Source organism: Streptomyces endocoffeicus (genome assembly GCF_016741935.1).
Classification (GTDB): Bacteria; Actinomycetota; Actinomycetes; order Streptomycetales; family Streptomycetaceae; genus Streptomyces; species Streptomyces endocoffeicus.
This window is the reverse complement of record NZ_JAERRG010000030.1, coordinates 91,961-115,405: the sequence shown is the minus strand read 5'-3', so window position 1 is coordinate 115,405 and position 23,445 is coordinate 91,961. Positions and strand designations below refer to the sequence as shown.

Genomic DNA, 23,445 nt, shown 5'->3' with positions numbered 1-23,445 from the left:
TCTTTCGCGCCTTCCGGCGTGTTCACTACTTTAGCGGATTCCCCCGGATGCTCATAATCGAGTTCCCCGGTCCGAATTCCGGCATGCCGAAATCCATCCCGATGAGGGGCCGTGCAGTAGTGGTTTGCCGCCGGTGCGGCTCAAGTGGTTGTCGCGTTTTCCCCGCAGGGCTCCGTGGCAACCCGGTGAACACTACACGACGCCCCGAGGACCACCAAACCCATGGCCGGACCCCCCGTCAGGGCGTACTGTCCATGGCATGACGAGCGCATGTGTTCACCCACGGTGGTGGGCCGCCTGACGGCGGCCGCCCCTATCCACATGCGCAACCACGGCCGCCGCTCCGGCGGCCGTTCGCGTTTCTCCCTCCCGCGAATCCCGGCCGACCGGGTCGGCGGTCCCGACACAGCGGGAGACGCGGAGAGATGACAGGGACGAAGACGGCTCGGCGCCGGATCTTCAGTGGGATCAAACCGAGCGGGCATCTGACCCTCGGGAACTACCTCGGGGCCGTGCGCCGGTGGGTTCAGGAGGACCAGCACCGTGCCGACGCGCTGTTCTGCGTCGTCGATCTGCACGCGCTCACCGTGGAGCACGATCCGGCGCGGGTGCGGCGGCTCACCCGGCAGGCCGCCACGCTGCTGCTCGCCTCGGGGCTCGACCCCGAGCGCTGCACGCTGTTCGTGCAGAGCCATGTGGATGAGCACGCGCGGCTGTCCTATCTCATGGAGTGCACGGCCACCGACGGCGAGATGCGGCGGATGATCCAGTACAAGGAGAAGGCCGCGCGGGAGCAGGCGAGAGGGGGCAGCGTACGGCTGTCGCTGCTCACCTATCCGGCGCTGATGGCCGCCGACATCCTCGGCTACGGAACGCATGAGGTGCCGGTCGGCGAGGACCAGACGCAGCATGTGGAGCTGGCCCGGGATCTGGCGCAGCGGTTCAACCAGCGGTACGGACCGGTCTTCACCGTGCCCCGGGCCACCAATCCGCGGGTCTCGGCGCGGGTGATGGATCTGCAGGACCCGACCTCGAAGATGGGGAAGTCGCACGCGGAGACGGCGGGCATCGTCTATCTGCTCGACGAGCCGGATGTGGTGCGGAAGAAGGTCATGCGGGCGGTCACGGACAGCGGCACCGAGGTGCGGTACGACCGGACGGAGCAGCCGGGGGTGGCCAATCTGCTGGATGTGCTGGCCTCGTGCACCGATGGCAAGCCGGAGGTGCTGGCCGAGGGGTTCAGCTCGTACGGGGCGCTGAAGGGGGCCACGGCGGAGGCGGTGCTGGAGGTGCTGCGTCCGCTTCAGGCCCGGCACGCCGAGCTGTGCGCCGACCCGTCGTATGTGGACGGGGTGCTGCGGGCCGGTGCCGAGCGGGCGCGTGGGCTGGCCCGGCCCCGGGTGGACGCGGCGTATGCGGCGGTCGGGCTGCTGCCGCCCGCCTGAGCGGAGCGGCTCTCCGTCAGCTGTTGCCGGAGGCGAGCTCGCGGCTGCGGTCGCGGGCCGCCTCCAGCGCGGCGATCAGCGCGGCGCGCACCCCGTGGCTCTCCAGTTCGCGGATGGCGTTGATGGTGGTGCCCGCCGGGGAGGTCACGGCCTCGCGCAGCTTGACCGGGTGCTGATCGCTGTCGCGCAGCATCACGGCCGCGCCGATGGCCGCCTGGACGATCAGGTCATGGGCCTTGTCGCGGGGCAGGCCCAGCAGGATGCCCGCGTCGGTCATCGCCTCGACGAGGAAGTAGAAGTAGGCCGGACCGGAGCCGGAGAGCGCGGTCGCGGCGTCCTGCTGGGACTCGGGGACGCGCAGCGTCTTGCCGACGCCGCCGAAGATCGCCTCGGTGTGGGCGAGGTGCTCCTCGGTGGCGTGGCTGCCCGCCGAGATGACGGACATGGCCTCGTCGACCAGCGCCGGGGTGTTGGTCATGACCCGGACGACCGGGGTGCCGGCGGCCAGGCGCGCCTCGAAGAAGGAGGTGGGGATGCCGGCGGCACCGGAGACGACCAGCCGGTCGGCGGGGACGTGCGGGGCGAGCTCATCGAGCAGGGCGCCCATGTCCTGCGGTTTGACGGTGAGGATGAGGGTCTCGGCGGCCTTGGCGGCCTCGGCGTTGGAGACGGCCTCGACGCCGTAGCGCGACCGGAGCTCCTCGGCGCGCTCGGGGCGGCGGGCCGTGACCAGCAGATCGGACGGCGACCAGCCGCCTCGGATCATTCCGCTGAGAAGGGCTTCGCCGATCTTTCCCGTGCCGAGCACGGCGACCTTCTCCGTCATGGTGCGGCTCTCCTCATGCCTGTGCGGCTGGTGCGTGTGCTGCGTAGGTTGTTCTCCGCCATCCTCGCACGGGTGGCGCATTCCCTATGGCTCTTATGAATTCATTATTCATTGTTCGATGAATTAATTTTTACACGCCGCCCGGCGTGACGGTCAGGCGGCTTTGCGCCCGCGCCAACCGGGGCGCCCGGAACGAAACAGTCCTGTTCGATGACTCCAAGTTCACAAGTCGGTTACATATCGACTTGCAAATGGTCACAGTCTCATGGACACAATAGGGCTCGGTGTCTATACGTACGGGAAGGGGGCGATGGTGAGGACGTTCCGGCATACCGCTCACGCACTGGTAACAGCGGTTGCCGTGTTGCTTGCCCTCTTCATCGCGGCCGATTCCGCGTCCGCGCAGGTCATCCATCCCGAAACGGTCAGCGCCACCGCATCAGCCGATCCGCGGCCGACCACCGAATCATTGGTATCCACGCACGGCGGCCACGGAACTGAAGATTGCAAGGGGCTCCGCGGAAGGGCCCCGCTCACCGCTCCCACGCCGAGCGGCAAATACGGATGTGTGTGCGGTTGCGATGCCGGTGTTCCGGTGCCGCGTACCGCCATTTCCACCTCGGTCACCGGACGGCAAGCCGTTCCGGTGTCGAGATCGGGCGAACTGCCCGTCATCCTCCAGATCTTCCGCTGCTGAGAGCTACACCGCCGTGGCCCGGCGGTCCGTCTCTCGCACATCTCAACGCTTTTCACGCGTCTCGCAGCAAGCGATCTCAACCGCCAGCGACCGATTCCATCGATCCCACTGACGTAGCGCTATGCCGTGCCCCCGCCTGCCCATGAGCCGGTGACGGGGCGCACTGGAGGCAACCCTCATGCGAAATCTCCTTGACCGTTTCCGTGGTGCCGGAGGCACCTCAGGCTCATCCGGCGCCGGAACCTTCCGCGCCGACTTCACCGCTTCTCTCGTCGTCTTCCTGGTGGCCGTACCCCTGTGCGTGGGGGTGGCGGTCGCCTCCGGTGTGCCGGCCGAGCTCGGCCTGATCACCGGCATCGTCGGCGGGCTGGTCACCGGCTTTCTGCCGGGCAGCAGTCTGCAGGTGTCCGGCCCGGCCGCCGGTCTGACCGTGCTGGTCTACGAGGCCGTGGAGCAATACGGCGTCGCCGCGCTCGGCGTCCTCGTCCTCATCTCCGGACTGCTCCAGCTGGCCATGGGCGCGCTCGGCCTCGGCCGCTGGTTCCGGGCGATCTCCGTCGCCGTGGTGCAGGGCATGCTCGCGGGCATCGGCCTGGTGCTGATCGCCGGACAGCTGTACGCGCTCGCCGACGTCAAGGCCCCGAGCAGCGGGCTCGACAAGATCTTCAGCATTCCGGGACTCATCGGGGATGTGGCCGGTTCCGCGGACGCCCTGAAGGCGGTCGCCGTGGGCGCCGGGACGATCGCCGTCCTGGTGCTGTGGCCGCGCTTCCGGAAGGGCGCCAAGGTGCTGCCCGCTCCGCTGGCGGCCGTCGCGCTCGCCACGGCCGCGACCGCGATCTTCGACCTGCCGATCGCGCGGGTCGAGGTCAAGGGTCTGCTGGACGCCATCCAGCCGCCCGGCGGCAGTGAGTTCCAGGCCCTCGCCGAGGTGGGCGTCATCGGCACCGTACTCGCGTTCACGCTGATCGCCTCCGCCGAGAGCCTGTTCAGCGCCGCGGCCGTGGACCGGCTGCACGACGGTCCGCGCACCGACTACGACAAGGAGCTGATGGCGCAGGGCGCGGGCAACACGGTGTGCGGTCTGCTCGGCGCGCTGCCGATGACCGCGGTGATCGTGCGGAGCGCGGCCAACGTACAGGCCGGTGCGAAGACGAAGGCGTCGCGGGTGCTGCACGGTGCGTGGCTGCTGGTCTTCGCGGTGCTCTTCCCCTCGGCGCTGGGCGTCATCCCGGTGGCGACGCTCGCCGGTGTGCTGGTGTACTCCGGCTGGAAGCTGATCCCGACCAAGGATCTGGTGCCGCTGTGGAAGACCCACCGGGGTGAGGCGATCATCCTGATCGTCACCGCCGGCGCGATCGTGATCACCAATATGTTCGAGGGCGTGATCATCGGTCTGCTGATGGCCGTGGCCAAGACCGCCTGGGAGACCTCACATGTGCATGTCGAGGTCACCGGGCGCGAGGACGACGACGGTGACGGCGACGGCGCCGACTCCGGCTCCGGCTCCGGCTCCGGCTCCGGCGACAAGCCCCTGCACGTCCGGGTGCGCGGCAACGCGACTTTCCTGCGGCTGCCCAAGCTGCTGGACGAGTTGGAGGGGCTGCCCCGCGAGCGCGAGGTGGAGCTCGATCTGACCGGGCTGCGCCATGTGGACCACGCCTGTGAGATGGCGCTGGCCACCTGGACCGAGCGGCACAACGCGGTGGTCAAGCGGGGCTCCGCCCTGGAGGAGCGGATCCCGGCGTAACGGCACCTGGGTCACCCGTATACGGCCCGTATATAGGGGAGGCCCTCTTCCGTCGCCCGGCCCCCGGCGCCGCACTCGCGGTGCCGGGGGCCGGTCGCGCTCCGGCCCTGGCCGCGGGTCAGCCGCAGGGCACGGTGACGAAGCCGTCGCTGCCGGTCCTCACATACGCGTCGGAGACGTACTGGCCCGGGGCGATGTTGTCCCAGATATCCGAGGTGCCGTACGGCCCCGAGACCTTCTGGCCGTGCCGCTGGCAGCGGATGGGGACCCGGCTGTTGTACGGCAGCACCTTCACCAGCCGGTGGTTGGTGCCGGGACCGCTGCGGACGTTCAGCTGATAGCCGGGCGCGACCGGATAGGTGATCGCTCCGGCGGTGGTTTCCACCGTGTCCGCGACGGCGTCCGCGGCGCCGGTGGTGGCTGCTGTTTCCGCGGTCTCTTCGATGGCCATGACGGCCCCTCCCCCGTTGAACTTCTTTCCGAAGTTGTGCACATGTCGTGTGAAGTGACACGACATGCGGAGGCTAACAAGGCTCGCACGTGTCATCGACTAGGCTCGCCGAGTCGCGAATGCGGCCGAATTCACGGGGGTGGGGCATGCCGCCGGTGCACAGAGCCGGGACGGGCGCGGAAGCGGAGGATCCGGAGTACGCCGGGCAGTACCAGCTCGAGGCGCGCCTCGGATCCGGTGGCATGGGCGTGGTCCATCTGGCCCGCTCGCACTCGGGGCGGCGGCTCGCGGTGAAGGTCGTCCATGCCGGGCTGGCCGAAGACCCCGAGTTCCGGGCGCGGTTCCGGCAGGAGGTGGCGGCCGCCCGGCGGGTCAGCGGCGCGTTCACGGCGCCCGTGGTGGATGCCGACCCGGAGGGGCCGAGGCCCTGGATGGCCACCCTCTACATCCCCGGCCCGACGCTCGCCGAACACGTCAAGCGGAGCGGGCCGTTGGCGCCGGACGAGCTGGTGCGACTGGCGGCGGGGCTCGCCGAGGCGCTGCGGGACATCCATCGGGCGGGTGTGGTGCACCGCGATCTCAAGCCGAGCAATGTGCTGCTCGCGGCGGACGGCCCGAAGGTCATCGACTTCGGCATCTCCCGGCCGTCCGACAGCGAACTGCGCACTGAGACGGGGAAGTTGATCGGCACCCCGCCGTTCATGGCGCCGGAGCAGTTCCAGCGGCCGCGGGCGGTGGGACCGGCGGCGGATGTGTTCGCGCTGGGGTCGGTGCTGGTGCACGCGGCCACCGGGCGGGGGCCGTTCGAGTCCGAGAGTCCGTACATCGTGGCGTACCAGGTGGTGCACGACGAGGCGGATCTGGCGGGGGTGCCGGATGAGCTGCTGCCGCTGATCCAGCGGTGTCTGGCCAAGAACCCCGAGGACCGCCCCACGCCCGACGCCCTGATGACGGTGTTGCGCACGGTCCGCGGACCCCGGTCGCCGGTGCGGCGCGGACCCGTTCCGCTGGTGCCGCAGCAGCGGACGCCGGAGCCGCACTCGCTGCCGGGTGGACGCTGGGGGCAGGACGACGGCGCCACGGATACGCAGGTGAAGGCGGCCCTTGCCGACCCTGCCGAAACCGCGGCCCCCGAAACGGCGGCCCCCGATACGGCGGGTCCCGGTCCTGTGGATCCCGGTCCTGTGGATCCCGATACGGCGGATCCCGATACGCATGTGAAGGCGGCTTCCGAGCCGGAACCGGCCGCGGACCAGGCCGAGTCGGGGCCGGACCAGCCCGTGGCGCGGCGCCGGGGGATCCGGCGGTGGGCCCTCTCCGGGCTCGCCGCCGTCGTACTGCTCGGCGCGGGCACCGTCGTCGCACTGCGCCCGTTCGACGGCACGGACTCCTCCGGCGGCGGCCGCCCGCGGATCAGCGCGGCGACCGCGGAGGCGTGGCGCCCCTGGACGACCGGGCCGGCCGCCGGAAAGGCCGCGGGCTCGGGGGCGCGGCCCGCGTTCTGCTCGTACGGAGCGGGCGCGCTGTACTGCGCCCGGCACGGTGTCGAGACCGCCCGGGTCGATCCGGACGACGGCCGAGTGGTCTGGTCGCGGCCGTCCGCGGCGCGGCGCCCCGGTGACGGCGCGACGATCTCCGCCCCCGTGGTCGCGGGCGGTCTGGTGCGGACGGTGTCCCCGGACGGCGGGCGGCTGCGGGCGCTCGACCCCACGACCCATCGCGTCCGCTGGAGCCGCGATCTGGCCCGCTACCAGGGCGGGGTCTACTCCTCGGGCGACTCCGTGCTGCTGGTCACGCCGGACGGCGTGGTCACCTCGGTGAACGGGGCGACGAACAAGGAGCGTTGGAGCCACCGGCTGCCCGGCCACGCCAGGCCCGCCTTCTTCTCGTACGGCGACGGCCGCACCGCGTACGCCGTGACCACCGCGGGCGACGGCTCGCACACGCTGGTCACGGCGGTGGACACGGTGCGCGGTACGACGCGCTGGCACGCCTCGCTCAGCGGCAATCTCACCCCGGCCGGAAGCGGCCCCGATGGCGTACTGCTGCTGACCGAGACGGACACCCAGACCAGTACCACCGCCGTGGTGCGCTACGACCCGGAGCGGCGCGCGGCGCGGCGGGTCGCGCTGTCCGTGCCGGTGTCCGCGCTCAGTGTCGTCACCAGCGGCGATCGGGTGTATGTGCTGGGCTCGGACGGCGGGTTGGTGGCCGTCGACACCGCGCGCGAGGGCTCGGCGCGGGCGCGGCTCTGGCGCCTGGAGACCTCGGTCTCCAACGCCTCACCGCTGGTGGCGGCGGACGGCCGGCTGTACTTCTCGGCGGCGGACGGCCGGCTGCTGGCCGTGGACGCCCGGCGGGGCGAGGTGATCGGCGAGACCCGCTCGCGCGGAGGCGCGGCCGGTCAGGGCTACCTGGATCTGATGCCCGCGCCGGTGGTGGCGGACGGCAGGGTGTTCGCGACGGCCCCGGACGGCACGCTCTTCGCCGTGGACGGGCGGAATCCGGCCGGTTGGTGAGTGGCGTCACGGGCCCCCGGCGCGAGCCGGGCCTAAAGTGACCGCCGGATCGTGGGTCGGTGGGAGAAGACAGGAATGGCACTGCGCGCCGGGGACCCGGAGTCCATCGGAGGCTACGCACTCGAGCGGCGGCTCGGCCGTGGCGGGATGGGCACGGTGTATCTGGCCCGGTCGCCGTCGGGGCGGCGGCTGGCGCTGAAGGTGGTGCATCAGCAGTTCGCCGACGACGACGAGTTCCGGGTGCGGTTCCGCCAGGAGGTCGCGGCCGCCCGGCGGGTCAGCGGCGCGTTCACCGCGGCCGTCGTGGACGCGGACCCCGATGCCGTGCTGCCGTGGATGGCGACCTCGTACGTCCCCGGCCGGACCCTCGCCGAGCAGGTCGCGGCGGACGGTCCGCTGCGCGGCGCCGAGTTGCGGCGGCTGGCGATCGGGCTGGTCGAGGCGCTACGGGAGATCCACCGGGCGGGGGTGGTGCACCGGGATCTGAAACCGGCCAACATCGTGCTGTCCGACGAGGGCCCCCGCGTCATCGACTTCGGCATCTCCCGCGCGGCCGACCACCAGACGCTGACCATGACGGGCCGGGTCATGGGCACGCCCCCGTTCATGTCGCCGGAGCAGCTGCGCGATCCGCGTGAGGTCGGGCCGGAGTCCGATGTGTTCTCGCTGGCGACGGTGCTGGTGTACGCGGCGACCGGGCAGAGCCCGTTCGACGCGGACAGCCCGTATATGACCGCCTATCACGTGGTGTACGAGCCCCCGGCGCTGGACGCGGTGACCGGGCCGCTGCGTGACGCGGTCGCGGACTGCCTGAGCAAGGACCCGCCCGCGCGCCCCGGGCTGGACGAGCTGCTGGAGCGGCTGCGGACGCTGCCCGAGGACGGCGGTGACGACGGTGACGACGCTTCCGAGGACGGTAAGGGCGGTGACGACGACCGTAAGGACGTCACGGACGCGGACGGCGGCACCGGCGAGGGCGACGAGGGCGACGCCGCCGTGCCGACCGAAGTCGGCCGTGCGCCGGGCCGCGCCCATCTGACGCGCCGCCCCCTGGTGATCGCCGCCGCGGCCGCGGGCCTGGTCGCCGCGATGGTGGGGACGATCGTCTTCCTCCGGGCCGGGTCCGGGCCCGAGGGCGAACCCGACGCCCGCCCCACCGCCCGCTCATCGGCGAACGGCTCGCTCCCGTCCGGCTGGCGCCCCTGGCAGCGCACCCTCGCCGGACCCGGCACCGACATCGTGACCAGCGCCGATGGCGCTCCGCGCTCGGTCAGCGAGCTGACCGGCCGCCGCTGTCTGCCCTCGGGCACGGATCTGTACTGCGGTGGTTCCGGGATCGCCCTGACCCGGCTGGACGTCCGGGGGCGGGTCGCCTGGCACCGGTCGGCGAAGCCGAGCGAGCTGATCGGAGTGGCCGGTGGTCTCGTACTGGGCACCGTGGAGAAGTCGGACGGCACGGCCCGGCTGGAGGGCTACCGCACCAGCGACGGTGAGCGGGTCTGGCGGACCGATATCGGCAGCGCGGACCAGGGGGCGGTGTTCCGGCGCGGGGACCACCCGGCCGTGCTCACCCAGAGCTGGGACGAGGAGACGTTCCAGGCGGTGGACGTGCGCACCGGCCGCACGCTCTGGTCGCGCCGGGTCGGCCACGGGCTGAGCTGCGGCCCGAATGTGGTGGCCGGACGCCCCCTCGCGGACTGCGGACCGCTGGAGGACCGGGGCGACCCGGCCGTTCCGAGCGGGCTCTACACCCTCTCCCCCACCACGGGAGAGCCCCGGCGGATCGGCACGGTCTCCGTGGGCTCCTTCCTCGCCGAGCGCTCGGGCGAGCTCCTCTATCTGGAGCAGCGCGAGCACGACACCGACGACTACACCGATCTGCTGTTCCTCGGCACGGACGGGGGACGGCAGCGCCGGGTGAAGCTGCCCGAGGGGCTCTCCGCCCGGCAGATCACGCCCGCCCTGGTGGGCGACACGCTGTACTTCGTCCGGCAGAACGGCGAGGTCACCGCCGTCACCACGGCCGGAAAGCGGCTGTGGAGCAAGGCGACACAGGTGGAGTGGCTGGGCTCGCCCGTGGTGTCCGGGCGCCGGAACGCCCTGTATCTGGCCACCGCCGCGGGCCGGGTGGTCGCGCTGGACCGCCGGGACGGCCGGGTGCTGTGGCGGACCAAGGCGCGGACGGACCCCGGTGGCGTCCCCGCCGAGCTGACGCTGAGCGGGGACGCCCTGACCACGGTCTACGGGTACGACACCCTGGAGGCGTCCGGGATGGACGTCAGCCCGAGCGGGCTACGGAACGTCAGCCCAGCTGGCTGATGTCGCGGACCGCGCCCTTGTCCGCGCTGGTGGCCATCGCCGCGTAGGCGCGCAGCGCGGTGGACACCTTGCGCTCGCGGTTCTTCGGGGCGTAGACACCGCCGAGCTCCTCGCGGCGGGCCGCCAACTCCTCCTCGCTCACCAGGAGTTCGATGGAGCGGCCGGGGATGTCGATGCGGATGCGGTCGCCGTCCCGGACCAGGGCGATGGTGCCGCCGGACGCCGCCTCCGGCGAGGCGTGGCCGATGGAGAGGCCCGACGTGCCGCCGGAGAAGCGGCCGTCGGTGACCAGCGCGCAGGCCTTGCCCAGGCCCCGGCCCTTGAGGAAGGAGGTCGGGTAGAGCATCTCCTGCATCCCGGGGCCGCCCTTGGGGCCCTCGTAGCGGATGACGACCACGTCGCCCTCCTTGACCTGCTTGCCCAGGATCCGCTCGACGGCCTCCTCCTGGGATTCGCAGACCACGGCCGGGCCCTCGAAGGTCCAGATGGACTCGTCCACGCCCGCGGTCTTCACCACGCAGCCGTCGACGGCCAGATTGCCCTTGAGGACGGCGAGCCCGCCGTCCTTGGAGTAGGCGTGCTCCATGTCGCGGATGCAGCCGCCGGCGGCGTCCGTGTCCAGGGTGTCCCAGCGCTCGGACTGCGAGAAGGCGGTGGCGGAGCGCTTGCAGCCGGGGGCCGCGTGCCACAGCTCGATGGCCTCGGCGGACGGTGAACCGCCGCGCACGTCCCAGGTCTTGAGCCAGTCGGCGAGCGAGGAGCTGTGCACGGAGTGGACGTCCTCGTTCAGCAGCCCGCCGCGGAACAGCTCGCCGAGGATCGCCGGGATGCCACCCGCGCGGTGCACGTCCTCCATGTAGTACGTGCCGCCGGGGGCGACGTTCGGGGCGACCTTGGCGAGGCACGGCACCCGGCGGGAGACCTCGTTGATGTCATCGAGGTCGTAGTCGAGACCGGCCTCCTGGGCAGCGGCCAGCAGGTGGAGGATCGTATTGGTCGAGCCGCCCATGGCGATGTCGAGCGCCATGGCGTTCTCGAAGGCGGCGCGGGAGCCGATGGAGCGCGGCAGGACCGTCTCGTCGTCCTGCTCGTAGTAGCGCTTGGTGATCTCCACGACCGTACGGCCGGCGGTCTCGTAGAGCGCCTTGCGGGCGGTGTGGGTGGCCAGCACCGAACCGTTGCCCGGCAGGGAGAGACCCATCACCTCGGTCAGGCAGTTCATCGAGTTGGCGGTGAACATGCCGGAACAGGAGCCGCAGGTCGGGCAGGCGTTGTTCTCGATGCGGAGGATGTCCTCGTCCGAGACGCTCTCGTTGACCGCGTCCGAGATCGCGTTGATCAGGTCCAGCTTGCGGACGGTGCCGTCGACGAGCGTGGCCCGGCCCGCCTCCATGGGGCCGCCCGAGACGAAGACGGTCGGGATGTTGAGCCGCATCGCGGCCATCAGCATCCCGGGGGTGATCTTGTCGCAGTTGGAGATGCAGATCAGCGCGTCGGCGCAGTGCGCCTCGACCATGTACTCCACGGAGTCGGCGATCAGGTCGCGGGAGGGGAGGCTGTAGAGCATCCCGCCGTGGCCCATGGCGATGCCGTCGTCCACGGCGATGGTGTTGAACTCGCGCGGAATGCCGCCCGCCGCGTGGACCGCCTCACTGACGATCCGGCCCACCGGCTGGAGGTGGGTGTGGCCGGGCACGAACTCGGTGAAGCTGTTGGCGACGGCGACGATCGGCTTGCCGAAGTCCTCGCGCGCTACGCCGGAAGCCTGCATAAGGGCGCGGGCGCCCGCCATGTTGCGGCCATGGGTGACGGTGCGAGACCTCAGCTCGGGCACGGCTCGGCTCCCTCGTGATACGTGCGTCCTGCGGATCGGATCGGAGTCTTCTGAGCCTACGCCTGTGTCCATGGATCCGGATGGTCCGTCCGGATCCAGAGACGGCCGGCTCACGGAGCGGAACGGACCGATCAGCGCTCGGTCAGCGATCGGTCGGGGACCGGCCCGTTCACGCCCGGACGATCGGGATTTCGATCAGCTTTCGGTCAGATAGCGCTGGAGGGTCGGCCCCACCATGGCCACGATGTCGTCCGTCTCCGCCGAGGCCATCGGCTCCATCCGGATCACATACCGCAGCATCGCGATCCCGATCAGATGCCCGGCCGCGAGCTGGGCCCGGAACTCGGGGTTCGGCACATCCAGCTCACCCGCCACCCGCACCAGCACCCGGCGCTCGATCATGCCGCGCAGCACCGTGGCGGCGGTCTCGTTGGTCAGCGCCGAGCGCATCACGGCGAGCAGCGGCAGCCTGCTGACCGGGTTCTCCCAGATGCCGAACATATAGCGGGCCATCCGCTCGCCCGCGCCCTCGCGGCTGCCGTGCACCGCGTCCGGGACGCCCATGGCGGGGGCGAAGATCAGCTCGATGGCCGCCTCGAAGACCTGCTCCTTGGTGCCGAAGTAGTGGTGGACCAGCGCCGGGTCCACCTCCGCGGCCTTGGCGATGCCGCGGATCGAGGTCTTGTCGTAGCCGCGCTCGGCGAACTCGTTACGCGCCGCGATCAGGATCCGGTCGCGGGCGGCGGGGCCGTCGGAGGCGCTCGTACGGGCCGGGCGGCCGCGCTTGCGCGGGGGCGTGGCGGACCCGGATGCGGCGGCGGTCATGAACCGGGCACCGCCCTGCGCCGCCGGGTGGTCGAGGTCGGCGAGGCGAGGTGCAGCCGGGTGAAGGCCAGGGCCTCCGCCAGATCGGCCTCGCGCTCGGTCGTGGACATGGCACGCCGGGTGTTGACCTCGACGACCACATGGCCGTCGAAACCGCCGACCGCGAGCCGTTCCAGCAGCTCGGCGCAGGGCTGAGTGCCGCGCCCCGGCACCAGGTGCTCATCCTTGTTGGAGCCCTGGCCGTCGGCGAGGTGGAGATGGGCCAGCCGGTCGCCCATGCGGTCCACCATCTCCAGCGCGTCCGTACGGGCGGTGGAGGTGTGCGACAGATCGATCGTGAAGTGGCGGTAGTCGTCCTGGGTGACGTCCCAGCCCGGGGCGTACGCCAGCATCTCGCGGTCGCGATAGCGCCACGGGTACATGTTCTCGACCGCGAACCGCACATCGGTCTCGTCCGCCATCCGCCAGATTCCGCGGACGAACTCACGGGCGTACGCCCGCTGCCATCGGAACGGCGGGTGGACCACGACGGTGGACGCGTCGAGCTTCTCGGCGGCCGCCCTCGCCCGCTGCAGCTTCACCCACGGATCGGTCGACCAGACCCGCTGAGTGATCAGCAGACAGGGGGCGTGCACGGCGAGGATCGGCACCTGGTGGTAGTCCGAGAGCCGACGCAGCGCCTCGATGTCCTGGCTGACCGGGTCGGTCCACACCATGACCTCGACGCCGTCGTAGCCCAGGCGTGCCGCGATCTCGAAGGCCGTCGCCGTCGACTCCGGATAGACCGAGGCTGTGGACAGCGCGACCTTCGCATCCGGGATGCGCACCACTGGCTCTGTCACGAGGGACAGCGTACGGCGGCTGCTCTCCGCAACCGAACCGCGGCGGCCTTCGCGGCTGAACGGCCGCCGCTTTCCGGCCCCGGTCACGCTCCGTGGTCAGGTGGGCAGATGGTCCAGGCGGCGGAGGATCACGCCCTCGCGCAGCGCCCACGGGCAGATCTCCAGCTGGTCCACGCCGAACAGGTCCATCGCGGCCTCCGCCACCAGCGCCCCGGCCGTGAGCTGTCCGGCCCGGCCCTCGGAGACCCCGGGCAGCTCGGCCCGCTCCTGGGTGGGCATGGTGGCCAGCTTCGGCACCCACTCCTCCAGCGCCCGGCGGGTGAGCCGGCGCTCCACGTAGAGCCCCTCGGCGGAGCGCGCGGCGCCGGTGATCCTGGCCAGCTGCTTGAAGGTCTTGGAGGTGGCCACCACATGGTCCGGCGCCCCATGACGGCTGAAATCGCCGACGCTCCGGGCGATCTCGGCCCGCACATGGCGCCGCAGGGCCCGTACGTCCGCCGGGTCGGGCGGATCGCCGGGCAGCCAGGACCCGGTCAGCCGGCCGGCCCCCAGCGGCAGCGAGACCGCCGCGACGGGCTCCTCGTCCATGCCGTACGCGATCTCCAGCGAACCGCCGCCGATGTCCAGGACCAGCAGCTTCCCCGCGGACCAGCCGAACCAGCGGCGGGCGGCCAGGAAGGTGAGCCGCGCCTCGTCCGCGCCACTGAGCACCTGGAGCCGCACCCCGGTCTCCTCGGCGACCCGGGCCAGGACCTCATCGGCGTTGGACGCCTCGCGGACGGCGGAGGTCGCGAACGGCAGGACGTCCTCGACGCCCTTGTCCTCGGCCGCCTCCAGCGCCTCCATGACCACCGCGATCAGGCGGTCGACTCCGTCGGGGCCGATGGCCCCTTGCCCGTCGAGGAGTTCGGCCAGCCGCAGCTCGGCCTTGTGCGAATGCGCGGGCAGCGGGCGCGCGCCGGGGTGGGCGTCCATCACGAGCAGATGAACCGTATTCGAACCCACGTCGAGGACACCGAGTCTCATAGCGTGAACGCTACTGCTCCCCTCTCGGTGTCATGCACAGGTCCCCCACGATCCGGCGGCTGAGCCGCGCCGGGGACGTACGCGGTCCCCACCTCCGGCTTTTCGCCGAAGGCGCCTACCCTTGCACCGTGGCAAAGACGAAAAAGGCGAAGCAGGACAAACGCCGGAAGGCCGCCCTGGAGTGGGCGGCCGAGGAGCCGATGCCGTCCGGGGCGGAGGGCGCCGAGAACGCCCCGAGCACCGAGGACGAGGTCGGCCTGGACTTCGCCCGCGCATGGGTCGAATTCCCCGATCCGGCCGACGACGAGCAGCTCTTCCGATGCGATCTGACCTGGCTGACCTCCAAGTGGACCTGCATCTTCGGCCAGGGCTGCCAGGGCATCCAGGCGGGGCGGGCCGACGACGGCTGCTGCACGCTGGGCGCGCACTTCTCGGACGAGGACGACGAGGCGCGGGTCGGACGCCATATGGCCCGGCTGACCCCGGAGATCTGGCAGTTCCACGACGAGGGGCACGCCTCGGGGTGGGTGCAGGAGGACGACGACGGCGAGCGGCAGACCCGGCGCCACAAGGGCTCGTGCATCTTCCAGAACCGGCCGGGCTTCGCGGGCGGCGCGGGCTGCGCACTGCACATCCTGGCGCTGCGGGAGGGGCGCGAGCCGCTGGAGACCAAGCCGGACGTGTGCTGGCAGCTCCCGGTGCGCCGGTCCTACGACTGGATCGACCGGCCGGACGACACCCGGGTACTGCGGATCACCATCGCCGAGTACGACCGGCGCGGCTGGGGGCCGGGCGGCCACGATCTGCACTGGTGGTGCACCTCGGCCACCTCGGCGCACGGGGCCGGGGAGCCGGTGTTCCGGTCGTACCGGCCGGAGCTCACGGAGCTGATGGGCAAGGGCGGGTACGACCGGCTGGTCGAGCTGTGCGAGCGGCGCATGGCGTCGTCGCTGCCGGTGCTGGCGCCGCATCCGGCGGACCCGGTTGTTCCGGTGGCTCCGGTGGACCCGGGCGTTCCGGTGGCTCCGGTGGACCCGGGCGTTCCGGTGGCTCCGGTGGACCCGGTTGTTCCGGTGGACCTGGCCGATCCGGCTGATCCGGCTGACTGACGCGGGTGCGCCGACGTGTTGGGCACACCCGTAGTGCCCGCCGTCAGCGCGTACGGCCACTGAGACGGCTTCGTCGGCGCCCGTGCCCGGCGGGTCTTTCCCCTCCCCGCCCCTTCCCGCAACTGGGGCTCCGCCCCAGACCCCGGGGCCCAGGGGCGGAGCCCCCGTGCCCTGGCCCGCCGTCGACCGCCTGCGGCACCATCGTGGCTGGTCGCGCAGTTCCCCGCGCCCCTTCGGGGCGCCTTCCGCACCCCAGGGGGCCAGGGGCGGAGCCGCACATCGACACAGACCCGCACCCCCAGGGGTCCAGGGGCGGAGCCCCTGGTTGCGGGAAGGGGCGGGGAGGGGAACAGCCCGCCGCAGGCACCACGACCCGTCGGACACCCACTAGACCCGCCGGTCGGCGCGTCCGGGCCCGCCGGTCCGGGTGACCGGGTCTGCCAAGGTCGACGCGTCCGGTCCACGCGTCAGCGCATCGCGTCAGCGCCTCACGTCAGCGCTTCGCCGCGGGCGAACCGGAAGGCGTCGGCGACGGGTCGCTCGGGGTCGGGGTCGGCTGGTCGGAGGGGCCCGTGGGGCTGGGCGTGGGCTCGGGGGACGTACCCCGGCCCTCGATCAGCACCACCGCGCCCGCCGGATCCACCGAGACCCGCGCGCTCCAGTGCCCGGCCGGCTCCCGATCGTGGTCCACCGAGACCGTGATGGTCGTGGAGTCGCCGGGCCGCAGCACCCCGGCCGGGTGGTTCAGCCGGAGCCAGGGCGCCCCGGCGGAGGCCGACCAGTGCACCGGTGAACCGCCGGAGGCGGTGAGGGTGATGACCGTCACATCGCCCTCGGGATGGGCCGTGACCGTGAGCCGCCCCGGCCCCGGCGCGGGCCGGGAGGGTCCGGAGCCGTCCCCGGGGCGGCCGCCACCGGCCGGGGAGCCGTCCGGGCGGGACGGCTCGCCGCCCTTGTGCCCCGGCCGCTCCACCACCCCGTCCGCGTCGATCACCTCGACCGACACATCCGACGCCCCTCGGCCCGCCCCGGCGCTGCGCGGGCCGGAGCCGATCCGCGTGCCGGAACGGTCCTGCGCACTGCCGGTCTGCTCGTACGAGCGCCGGGCGGGCCGGTCCTGACCGGCCGGGGCCTGGTCCGCGCCGTCCGCGTCGGCGGCGGCCACCGAGTCCGTGTCGCGCTCGTCACCGGCGAGCGGTGCGCCCCGGTAGGCGGCCCACAGGGCGAGCACCGGGGCCGCCACGACCGTGGCGACCACCGTCGTGGTCATCACGCGGCTGCGCATCCGGCTGCGGCGGGCGGCCCGGTCCTGGGGCTCCAGCGGAAAGCCACGCCGGTCGAACCGGGGCCCGGCGCCCGCGCGGGCGGGCCGTCCGCCCAGCGCGCCCAGCAGCGCGGCGTGCACGGCGGCGCGGGGGGCCTCCACCACCGGCAGCGCGGCGGGCGCGGCCGCCGTACCGGGCCAGGGTCCGTCGGCCGTGGCGCGCTCGGCCATCCGGCGGCACTCGCGGCAGTCGTCCACATGGCGCACCAGCTCACGGCGGAGGGCGGCGGAGAGCAGCACCTGGGTGTCGCCCGCGAGCCGCGCGACCACCGGGCAGTGGCCGAGCTCGACGACGGCGAGCGCGGCGCGGGTCCGCTCCACCTCGCAGGCGGCGCTGGAGAGCAGGGCGCGGGTCTCCTCCTGGTCCTTGCCGAGCACCGCGGCCACCTCGGAGGGGCCCAGCCGGTGGCGCACCGCGAGCTCGAGCGCCTCGCGCTGCTCGGCGGAGGTCCCGGCGGCCTCCGGCCAGGCCAGCGCGGCCAGTTCGCGGCGGCGCTGGGCGGCGATGGGCTCCGGCAGCTCGGCCCCGGCGCCGTCGCCCGGGGTGTCCGTCCCCGTACGGCCGCGGCGTTCGGCCAGTTTGCGCAGACAGGCCCAGCGGGCGACCGCGTAGAGCCACGGGCGGGACAGCTCGCCCTCCGCGGTCACCCGGCCCCGCCCCCGGCCGGTGCGGCGCTCGGCCACCGCCAGTACGTCGCCCACCGCGACGGCCGCGGCGTCGTGCTCGCACAGGGCCGACAGGCAGTAGGTGAACAGGCCGTCCAGGTACGGCTCGTAGCGTTCCGGAGGCCGCTGGGGGCGGGTGGTGGTGGAGCGGGGCGCACGGCGCCGCGCCCGCTGTGCGCCGGTGGTCTGTGTCGAGTGCTCGGACCTGCTGCTCATCACCCGGCGACGGTAGGCGGATGATGCAGACTTCCTCGCGCCACTTGCGCTGTTTTAACCCTTACGGGTGACCATCTCCCTCATAAGGGGACAGGTGTCCCCCTCCGGTGGCCACAACCTGCTATGCGCCCGGCGCCCTCCGAAGGACTGATGAACGGGCCGGTGGACGGGCCGGTGAAGAGGCGGTGAAGGGGCCGGTGAGGAGGCCGATGAGCGGCCCTGACCAGCGTAGTTCGGCTCTGTCGGTGGGCGACGCTAGCGTTACGGCATGGCTGCCCGTAGCTCCTCCCGCTCATCCGCCAAGGACCGGCCCTCCTACCGCTGTACGGAGTGCGGCTGGACCACCGCCAAGTGGCTCGGCCGCTGTCCGGAGTGCCAGGCGTGGGGCACGGTCGAGGAGTACGGGGCGCCCGCGGTGCGCACCACCGCGCCCGGCCGGGTCACCTCGGCCGCCCTGCCCATCGGCCAGGTGGACGGCCGTCAGGCCACCGCGCGGGGCACGGGCGTGGACGAGCTCGACCGGGTGCTCGGCGGCGGGCTGGTCCCCGGCGCGGTCGTGCTGCTCGCCGGGGAGCCCGGGGTCGGCAAGTCCACGCTGCTGCTGGACGTGGCGGCCAAGGCCGCCTCCGAGGAGCACCGCACCCTCTACATCACCGGTGAGGAGTCGGCGAGTCAGGTGCGGCTGCGCGCCGACCGCATCGGCGCGCTGAGCGACCATCTCTACCTCGCCGCCGAGACCGACCTCTCGACCGTCCTCGGCCATCTGGACTCGGTCAAGCCCTCGCTGCTCGTCCTGGACTCGGTGCAGACCGTCGCCTCGCCCGAGATCGACGGCGCGCCGGGTGGGATGGCGCAGGTGCGCGAGGTGGCCGGGGCGCTGATCCGCGCGTCCAAGGAGCGCGGGATGTCCACGCTGCTGGTGGGCCATGTCACCAAGGACGGCGCCATCGCCGGGCCCCGGCTGCTGGAGCATCTGGTCGATGTCGTGCTGCACTTCGAGGGCGACCGGCACGCCCGGCTGCGGCTGGTGCGCGGGGTGAAGAACCGCTACGGGGCGACGGACGAGGTCGGCTGCTTCGAGCTGCACGACGAGGGCATCACCGGGCTCGCCGACCCCTCCGGGCTGTTCCTCACCCGCCGCGACGAGCCTGTGCCGGGCACGTGTCTGACGGTCACCCTGGAGGGCCGCCGGCCGCTGGTGGCCGAGGTGCAGGCGCTCACCGTGGACTCCCAGATCCCCTCGCCGCGCCGGACCACCTCCGGTCTGGAGACGTCCCGGGTCTCGATGATGCTGGCCGTGCTGGAGCAGCGCGGCCGGATCAGCGCGCTGGGCAAGCGGGACATCTACAGCGCCACGGTGGGCGGGGTGAAGCTGTCCGAGCCCGCCGCGGACCTCGCCGTGGCGCTCGCGCTGGCCAGCGCCGCCAGTGACACCCCGCTGCCCAAGAACCTGGTGGCGATCGGCGAGGTGGGGCTCGCGGGCGAGGTCAGGCGGGTCACCGGGGTGCAGCGGCGGCTGGCGGAGGCGGCCCGGCTCGGCTTCACCCACGCCCTGGTGCCGGGCGACCCGGGCCGGATCCCGGACGGGATGCGGGTGCTGGAGGTGGCGGACATCGGGGACGCGCTGCGGGTGCTGCCGCGGCGCCGGGAGCGGGGCGAGAAGGCGCGGGTGGAAGCGGACGACCGGGGCTGACATGGTGGGCGGGGCGTCACCGGAGCGGTGCCGGAAGCGTGGCCGAGTGTGCTGGTGAGGGCGTACGCCGGCGGTCGGTGAGCCGGGTGGCGCACGACCCAGGGGGAGTCCCACTCCGCTGCACGCCTACGGGCGTACGCCGGGAGACCCCACGGGAGGCTGGTGGCCGCCGGTAGACTTTGCCCTGGTCTCGCCCATACGTGGCCTCGCGCACCGGCATGGCAGGGCGACTCGTGGCACCGACAGACCTTGCGACGGAGGAGTGCAGTGGCAGCAGGCGACCGGGCAACGGCACCCGGCAAGGCCGACGGTCTGATGCGTGCCTCCCTGAGCGCGGTCGCGCCGGGTACGGCGTTGCGCGACGGCCTCGAGCGCGTTCTCCGGGGAAACACCGGCGGGCTGATCGTGCTCGGCACCGACAGGACCGTCGAGTCGCTGTGCACCGGCGGCTTCGTCATCGACGTCGAGTTCACCGCGACCCGGCTGCGCGAGCTGTGCAAGCTGGACGGCGCGCTGGTGCTCGACAAGGACATCTCCAAGATCGTGCGGGCCGGGGTGCAGCTGGTCCCGGACGCGGCGATCCCCACCGAGGAGACCGGCACCCGGCACCGGACCGCGCAGCGCGTCTCCATCCAGACCGGCTTCCCGGTGGTCTCGGTCAGCCAGTCGATGCGGCTGATCGCGCTGTATGTGGACGGCCAGCGGCGGGTCCTGGAGGACTCGGCGGCGATCCTCTCCCGCGCCAACCAGGCGCTGGCCACGCTGGAGCGGTACAAGCTCCGCCTCGACGAGGTGGCGGGCACGCTCTCGGCCCTGGAGATCGAGGACCTGGTCACCGTCCGGGATGTGAGCGCGGTCGCGCAGCGGCTGGAGATGGTCCGCCGTATCGCCACCGAGATCGCGGAGTACGTGGTCGAGCTGGGCACCGACGGCCGGCTGCTCTCCCTCCAGCTGGACGAGCTGATCGCGGGCGTGGAGCCCGAGCGCGAGCTGGTGGTGCGGGACTACGTGCCCGAGCCGACCGCCAAGCGCACCCGTACGGTGGCCGACGCGCTCGCCGAGCTGGACCGGCTGACCCACGCCGAGCTGCTCGAACTCCCCATCGTGGCCCGCGCGCTGGGGTACACCGGCTCGCCCGAGACCCTCGACTCGGCGGTCTCGCCGCGCGGCTTCCGGCTGCTGGCCAAGGTGCCGCGGCTGCCGGGCGCCATCATCGAGCGGCTGGTGGAGCACTTCGGCGGCCTGCAGAAGCTGTTGGCCGCGAGCGTGGACGATCTGCAGATGGTGGACGGCGTGGGCGAGGCCCGGGCCCGCTCGGTCCGCGAGGGGCTGTCCCGGCTGGCCGAGTCGTCCATCCTGGAGCGGTACGTCTAGCTCTGAGCCGCCGTACGTCTGCGGGGGTGGGGCCTTCCCCTCCCCGCCCCTTCCCGGCACCTGACGATATGCGGCTCCGCCGCGTGGGGGGCTCCGCCCCAGACCCTGGCCGGACGGCCCGGATGTGCGCGGACGTCCGCCCGGTCATCGGCTGCGCCGACGGTCGGCTCGTCGGCCCCCGGGGTCCGGGGGCGGAGCCCCTGGTATCGGGAAGGGGCGGGGAGGGGACAAACCCACCGGACACCCGGAGCCGCTGGTCAGTCCTTCTCGAGGACGAACGACACCTTGGCCGTCCCCAGCCCGTCCACCTTCACCTCGACCAGATACGTGCCCGGCTTGGCCGACGCGCCGCCCGACGGCGTGGCGCAGTGCTCGGCGCTGCGCTTGCGGTCCCACTCCACGGTGCGCTTGGTCTGGCCGGACCCCGGCACCTCGACCAGTGCGGCGGCGCTGCCCTCGGGGCAGTCGTCGGAGGCCCAGACGTGGGCGTTGTGGGCGTCGGTGATGGTCAGCGAGGCCGCGGCGCGCCCGAAGTCGACCTTGCAGGAGCTCGACTTGGTGTTCTTCACGACGATCTCGAAGTTGGGCTTCTCCCCCGGCGCCCAGGTGTTCTTGACCTTGGAGTCCTTGACGCTGCGCACCGTAAGCTCCGCGTCGCCGGGGCGGCAGTCCCGCAGGCTCGACCCGGCGGGCAGGCCCTGCCCGGTCCCGGTGCCGATGCCACCGCCCGCGCCGCCACCCGATGAGCCGCCCGAGCCGCCCGCGCCGCCGGAGCCGCTGCCGCCGCCCGCGCCCTTACCGCCGTCGTCCGAGCCGCCGCCGCTGCCCCCGCTGCCGCCGGAGCCGCCCGATCCCGAGCCGCCGCCGTCGGACTCGTCGCGTCCGCCCGGCCGTTCGCTGTTGACCGGTCCGGAGGAGGAGGGGCCCGGGGTGATCGTGCTCGCGGGTCCCCCGCCGCCCGATCCCTTGCCCTCGTCACTTCCGCCACCTCCCGAACCACCCCAGCCGAAGGCCCAGATGACCACGAGAATGATGGCGGCGAGCAGGGCCAGCGCAACGGCCCTCCGCCGCCAGTAAATGGAGGAGGGAAGCGGCCCGATCGGATTGCGCAGAGATCCCACGCGGAAACTCTACGAGAGATCGGGAGCACAACCGGCCAATAACCCCCGCTCCGGGCCCTACTTTTCTCATGATCCGACCGGATCCGGCGCATGAGGGGTCCCCCAGACGCCCACAAGGTGCCCTGAGGTCACCCCAGAGGCACCGAAAGACCGCACCCGGGCGCGGTAAGCGGCCATCCGTTCCCGTACGGGCGCCGTATCGCACGATTTGGCAACGACTGGCGCGGCTGGAACCCGAACGCCCGCGCCCTGCGCCCCGTGAGCCGTCCCCTCATGTCAGGATCGGATGCGATGACTGCCATTTCCGCTTCCGCCGTCCCGGCCGCCGCATCCTCCGACCCCGACGGAGCCGTTCTGCACCGGCCCGTCATCGACTGGTTCGACGCGCACGCGCGCGACCTCCCCTGGCGCCGCCCCGAGGCGGGCGCCTGGGGTGTGATGGTGAGCGAGTTCATGCTCCAGCAGACCCCGGTGAACCGGGTGCTGCCGGTGTACGAGCAGTGGCTCGCCCGCTGGCCGCGCCCGGCCGACCTGGCCGCGGAACCGCCCGGTGAGGCGGTCCGCGCCTGGGGCCGGCTGGGCTATCCGCGCCGGGCGCTGCGGCTGCACGGCGCCGCGGCCGCCATAAGGGAGCGGCACGGCGGTGACGTACCGCGCGACCACGCCCAGTTGCTGGCGCTGCCGGGCGTGGGGGAGTACACGGCGGCGGCCGTGGCCTCGTTCGCGTACGGCCAGCGCCATCCGGTGCTGGACACCAATGTCCGCCGGGTGTTCGCGCGCGCGGTCAGCGGTACGCGGTACCCGCCGAACGCCACCACCGCCGCCGAGCGCAAGCTGGCCCGCACCCTGCTCCCCGAGGAGGAGCCGACCGCGGCGCGCTGGGCGGCCGCCACGATGGAGCTGGGCGCGCTGGTCTGCACGGCCCGTACCCCCGACTGCGTACGCTGCCCGATCGCCGCGCTGTGCGCCTGGCGGCAGGCCGGTTCGCCGGAGCACGAGGGACCGCCGCGGCGCGGCCAGACCTACGCCGGGACGGACCGCCAGGTGCGGGGCAAGCTGCTCGCGGTGTTGCGGGAGGCTGTGACACCGGTGCCGCAGACGGCGCTGGACCAGGTGTGGGACGAGCCGGTGCAACGGGCCCGCGCGCTCGACGGGCTCGTCTCCGACGGACTGGTGGAGCCGCTCTCGGGCGGCCTCTACCGGCTGCCGCTGACCTGAGAACATCCCTCGTCACGGCCCTGTCTGTGACAGACCTGTGACACGCCCAGGACCCGGTTCTGACACACGGTCGGGCCGGGTTCCGTTGTTACACAACCTATGGGTAGCTGTGCGTTTGCCGAGGCGCAGTTGCGCATGGCGCCGCAACAGCGCCTCCGTAGCGTCCTTCCCGTGCCGAGCGAGAAGCCGG

At 72.6% G+C, this 23,445-nt stretch carries 17 protein-coding genes; 9 read left to right on the top strand and 8 right to left on the bottom strand.

Annotated features, from left to right (window positions below):
* The first annotated feature begins 425 nt into the window (after positions 1-425).
* The gene (trpS, locus tag JK364_RS44485; RefSeq protein WP_201857141.1) at positions 426-1,445 is read left to right on the top strand and encodes a tryptophan--tRNA ligase; all 1,020 of its coding nucleotides are present in this window, start codon (positions 426-428) and stop codon (positions 1,443-1,445) included.
* Between the two features lie 16 nt (positions 1,446-1,461).
* Here trpS and proC read toward each other — a convergent pair whose 3' ends face one another.
* Entirely contained in the window at positions 1,462-2,271 is an 810-nt protein-coding gene (gene proC / locus JK364_RS44480; RefSeq protein ID WP_201857140.1) for a pyrroline-5-carboxylate reductase, read from the bottom strand.
* A 361-nt stretch (positions 2,272-2,632) separates the two neighbouring features.
* Here proC and JK364_RS44475 point away from each other — a divergent pair, with 361 nt between their 5' ends.
* Positions 2,633-2,968, top strand: a complete 336-nt coding sequence (locus tag JK364_RS44475; RefSeq protein WP_307841581.1) for a hypothetical protein — start codon at positions 2,633-2,635, stop codon at positions 2,966-2,968.
* A gap of 178 nt (positions 2,969-3,146) precedes the next feature.
* On the top strand, positions 3,147-4,718 hold the full coding sequence (locus JK364_RS44470; RefSeq protein WP_201857138.1) for a SulP family inorganic anion transporter: 1,572 nt from the start codon (positions 3,147-3,149) through the stop codon (positions 4,716-4,718).
* Positions 4,719-4,836: 118 nt separating this feature from the next.
* On the opposite strand, the gene JK364_RS44465 is transcribed toward JK364_RS44470, so the two are convergent.
* The gene (locus JK364_RS44465) at positions 4,837-5,169 is read right to left on the bottom strand and encodes an SH3 domain-containing protein (RefSeq protein WP_201857137.1); all 333 of its coding nucleotides are present in this window, start codon (positions 5,167-5,169) and stop codon (positions 4,837-4,839) included.
* A gap of 146 nt (positions 5,170-5,315) precedes the next feature.
* On the opposite strand from JK364_RS44465, the gene JK364_RS44460 reads away from it, so the two are divergent.
* A complete protein-coding gene (locus tag JK364_RS44460; protein ID WP_201857136.1) occupies positions 5,316-7,688 on the top strand; it encodes a serine/threonine-protein kinase in 2,373 nt (790 codons plus the stop codon).
* A gap of 75 nt (positions 7,689-7,763) precedes the next feature.
* Entirely contained in the window at positions 7,764-10,007 is a 2,244-nt protein-coding gene (locus JK364_RS44455) for a serine/threonine-protein kinase (RefSeq protein WP_201857135.1), read from the top strand.
* Here the strand turns inward: JK364_RS44455 and ilvD are convergent.
* The 4 genes from ilvD to JK364_RS44435 all read right to left on the bottom strand — a co-directional run bounded on the left by ilvD (position 9,991) and on the right by JK364_RS44435 (position 14,534).
* Entirely contained in the window at positions 9,991-11,841 is a 1,851-nt protein-coding gene (gene ilvD / locus JK364_RS44450) for a dihydroxy-acid dehydratase (protein WP_201857134.1), read from the bottom strand. The genes JK364_RS44455 and ilvD overlap by 17 nt on opposite strands.
* A gap of 195 nt (positions 11,842-12,036) precedes the next feature.
* Positions 12,037-12,666: a TetR/AcrR family transcriptional regulator gene (locus tag JK364_RS44445; RefSeq protein ID WP_201857133.1), complete on the bottom strand. Its 630-nt coding sequence runs from the start codon at positions 12,664-12,666 to the stop codon at positions 12,037-12,039.
* Positions 12,663-13,508 (bottom strand): sugar phosphate isomerase/epimerase family protein, encoded by an 846-nt coding sequence (locus JK364_RS44440; RefSeq protein WP_201857132.1) that lies wholly within the window; start codon positions 13,506-13,508, stop codon positions 12,663-12,665. Before JK364_RS44440 ends, JK364_RS44445 begins: the two co-directional genes overlap by 4 nt.
* Positions 13,509-13,604: 96 nt before the next feature.
* Complete coding sequence (locus JK364_RS44435; protein ID WP_201857131.1) at positions 13,605-14,534, bottom strand: Ppx/GppA family phosphatase; 930 nt, start codon at positions 14,532-14,534, stop codon at positions 13,605-13,607.
* 128 nt (positions 14,535-14,662) lie between these two features.
* On the opposite strand from JK364_RS44435, the gene JK364_RS44430 reads away from it, so the two are divergent.
* Positions 14,663-15,643, top strand: a complete 981-nt coding sequence (locus tag JK364_RS44430; protein WP_307841580.1) for a DUF3109 family protein — start codon at positions 14,663-14,665, stop codon at positions 15,641-15,643.
* 493 nt (positions 15,644-16,136) lie between these two features.
* On the opposite strand, the gene JK364_RS44425 is transcribed toward JK364_RS44430, so the two are convergent.
* Entirely contained in the window at positions 16,137-17,849 is a 1,713-nt protein-coding gene (locus tag JK364_RS44425) for an RNA polymerase sigma factor (RefSeq protein WP_201857130.1), read from the bottom strand.
* Between the two features lie 268 nt (positions 17,850-18,117).
* Between JK364_RS44425 and radA the strand changes: the two genes are divergently transcribed.
* Together radA and disA are read left to right on the top strand one after the other, a co-directional pair.
* A complete protein-coding gene (gene radA, locus JK364_RS44420; RefSeq protein ID WP_201857129.1) occupies positions 18,118-19,542 on the top strand; it encodes a DNA repair protein RadA in 1,425 nt (474 codons plus the stop codon).
* A 315-nt stretch (positions 19,543-19,857) separates the two neighbouring features.
* Positions 19,858-20,916 (top strand): DNA integrity scanning diadenylate cyclase DisA, encoded by a 1,059-nt coding sequence (gene disA, locus JK364_RS44415; RefSeq protein WP_201857154.1) that lies wholly within the window; start codon positions 19,858-19,860, stop codon positions 20,914-20,916.
* A 257-nt stretch (positions 20,917-21,173) separates the two neighbouring features.
* Here the strand turns inward: disA and JK364_RS44410 are convergent, their stop codons facing one another.
* The gene (locus JK364_RS44410) at positions 21,174-22,037 is read right to left on the bottom strand and encodes a hypothetical protein (protein ID WP_201857128.1); all 864 of its coding nucleotides are present in this window, start codon (positions 22,035-22,037) and stop codon (positions 21,174-21,176) included.
* 291 nt (positions 22,038-22,328) lie between these two features.
* On the opposite strand from JK364_RS44410, the gene JK364_RS44405 reads away from it, so the two are divergent.
* Positions 22,329-23,255 (top strand): iron-sulfur binding domain-containing protein, encoded by a 927-nt coding sequence (locus JK364_RS44405; RefSeq protein ID WP_230993434.1) that lies wholly within the window; start codon positions 22,329-22,331, stop codon positions 23,253-23,255.
* The last annotated feature ends 190 nt before the right edge of the window (positions 23,256-23,445 follow it).

Bases quoted from the DNA above. Each gene is read 5' to 3' on its own strand.
- trpS (WP_201857141.1), top strand. From the start codon at position 426: ATGACAGGGACGAAGACGGCTCGGCGCCGGATCTTCAGTGGGATCAAA.
- proC (WP_201857140.1), bottom strand. From the start codon at position 2,271: ATGACGGAGAAGGTCGCCGTGCTCGGCACGGGAAAGATCGGCGAAGCC.
- JK364_RS44470 (WP_201857138.1), top strand. From the start codon at position 3,147: ATGCGAAATCTCCTTGACCGTTTCCGTGGTGCCGGAGGCACCTCAGGC.
- JK364_RS44465 (WP_201857137.1), bottom strand. From the start codon at position 5,169: ATGGCCATCGAAGAGACCGCGGAAACAGCAGCCACCACCGGCGCCGCG.
- JK364_RS44460 (WP_201857136.1), top strand. From the start codon at position 5,316: ATGCCGCCGGTGCACAGAGCCGGGACGGGCGCGGAAGCGGAGGATCCG.
- JK364_RS44455 (WP_201857135.1), top strand. From the start codon at position 7,764: ATGGCACTGCGCGCCGGGGACCCGGAGTCCATCGGAGGCTACGCACTC.
- JK364_RS44445 (WP_201857133.1), bottom strand. From the start codon at position 12,666: ATGACCGCCGCCGCATCCGGGTCCGCCACGCCCCCGCGCAAGCGCGGC.
- JK364_RS44435 (WP_201857131.1), bottom strand. From the start codon at position 14,534: ATGAGACTCGGTGTCCTCGACGTGGGTTCGAATACGGTTCATCTGCTC.
- JK364_RS44425 (WP_201857130.1), bottom strand. From the start codon at position 17,849: ATGAGCAGCAGGTCCGAGCACTCGACACAGACCACCGGCGCACAGCGG.
- radA (WP_201857129.1), top strand. From the start codon at position 18,118: ATGGCTGCCCGTAGCTCCTCCCGCTCATCCGCCAAGGACCGGCCCTCC.
- disA (WP_201857154.1), top strand. From the start codon at position 19,858: ATGCGTGCCTCCCTGAGCGCGGTCGCGCCGGGTACGGCGTTGCGCGAC.
- JK364_RS44405 (WP_230993434.1), top strand. From the start codon at position 22,329: ATGACTGCCATTTCCGCTTCCGCCGTCCCGGCCGCCGCATCCTCCGAC.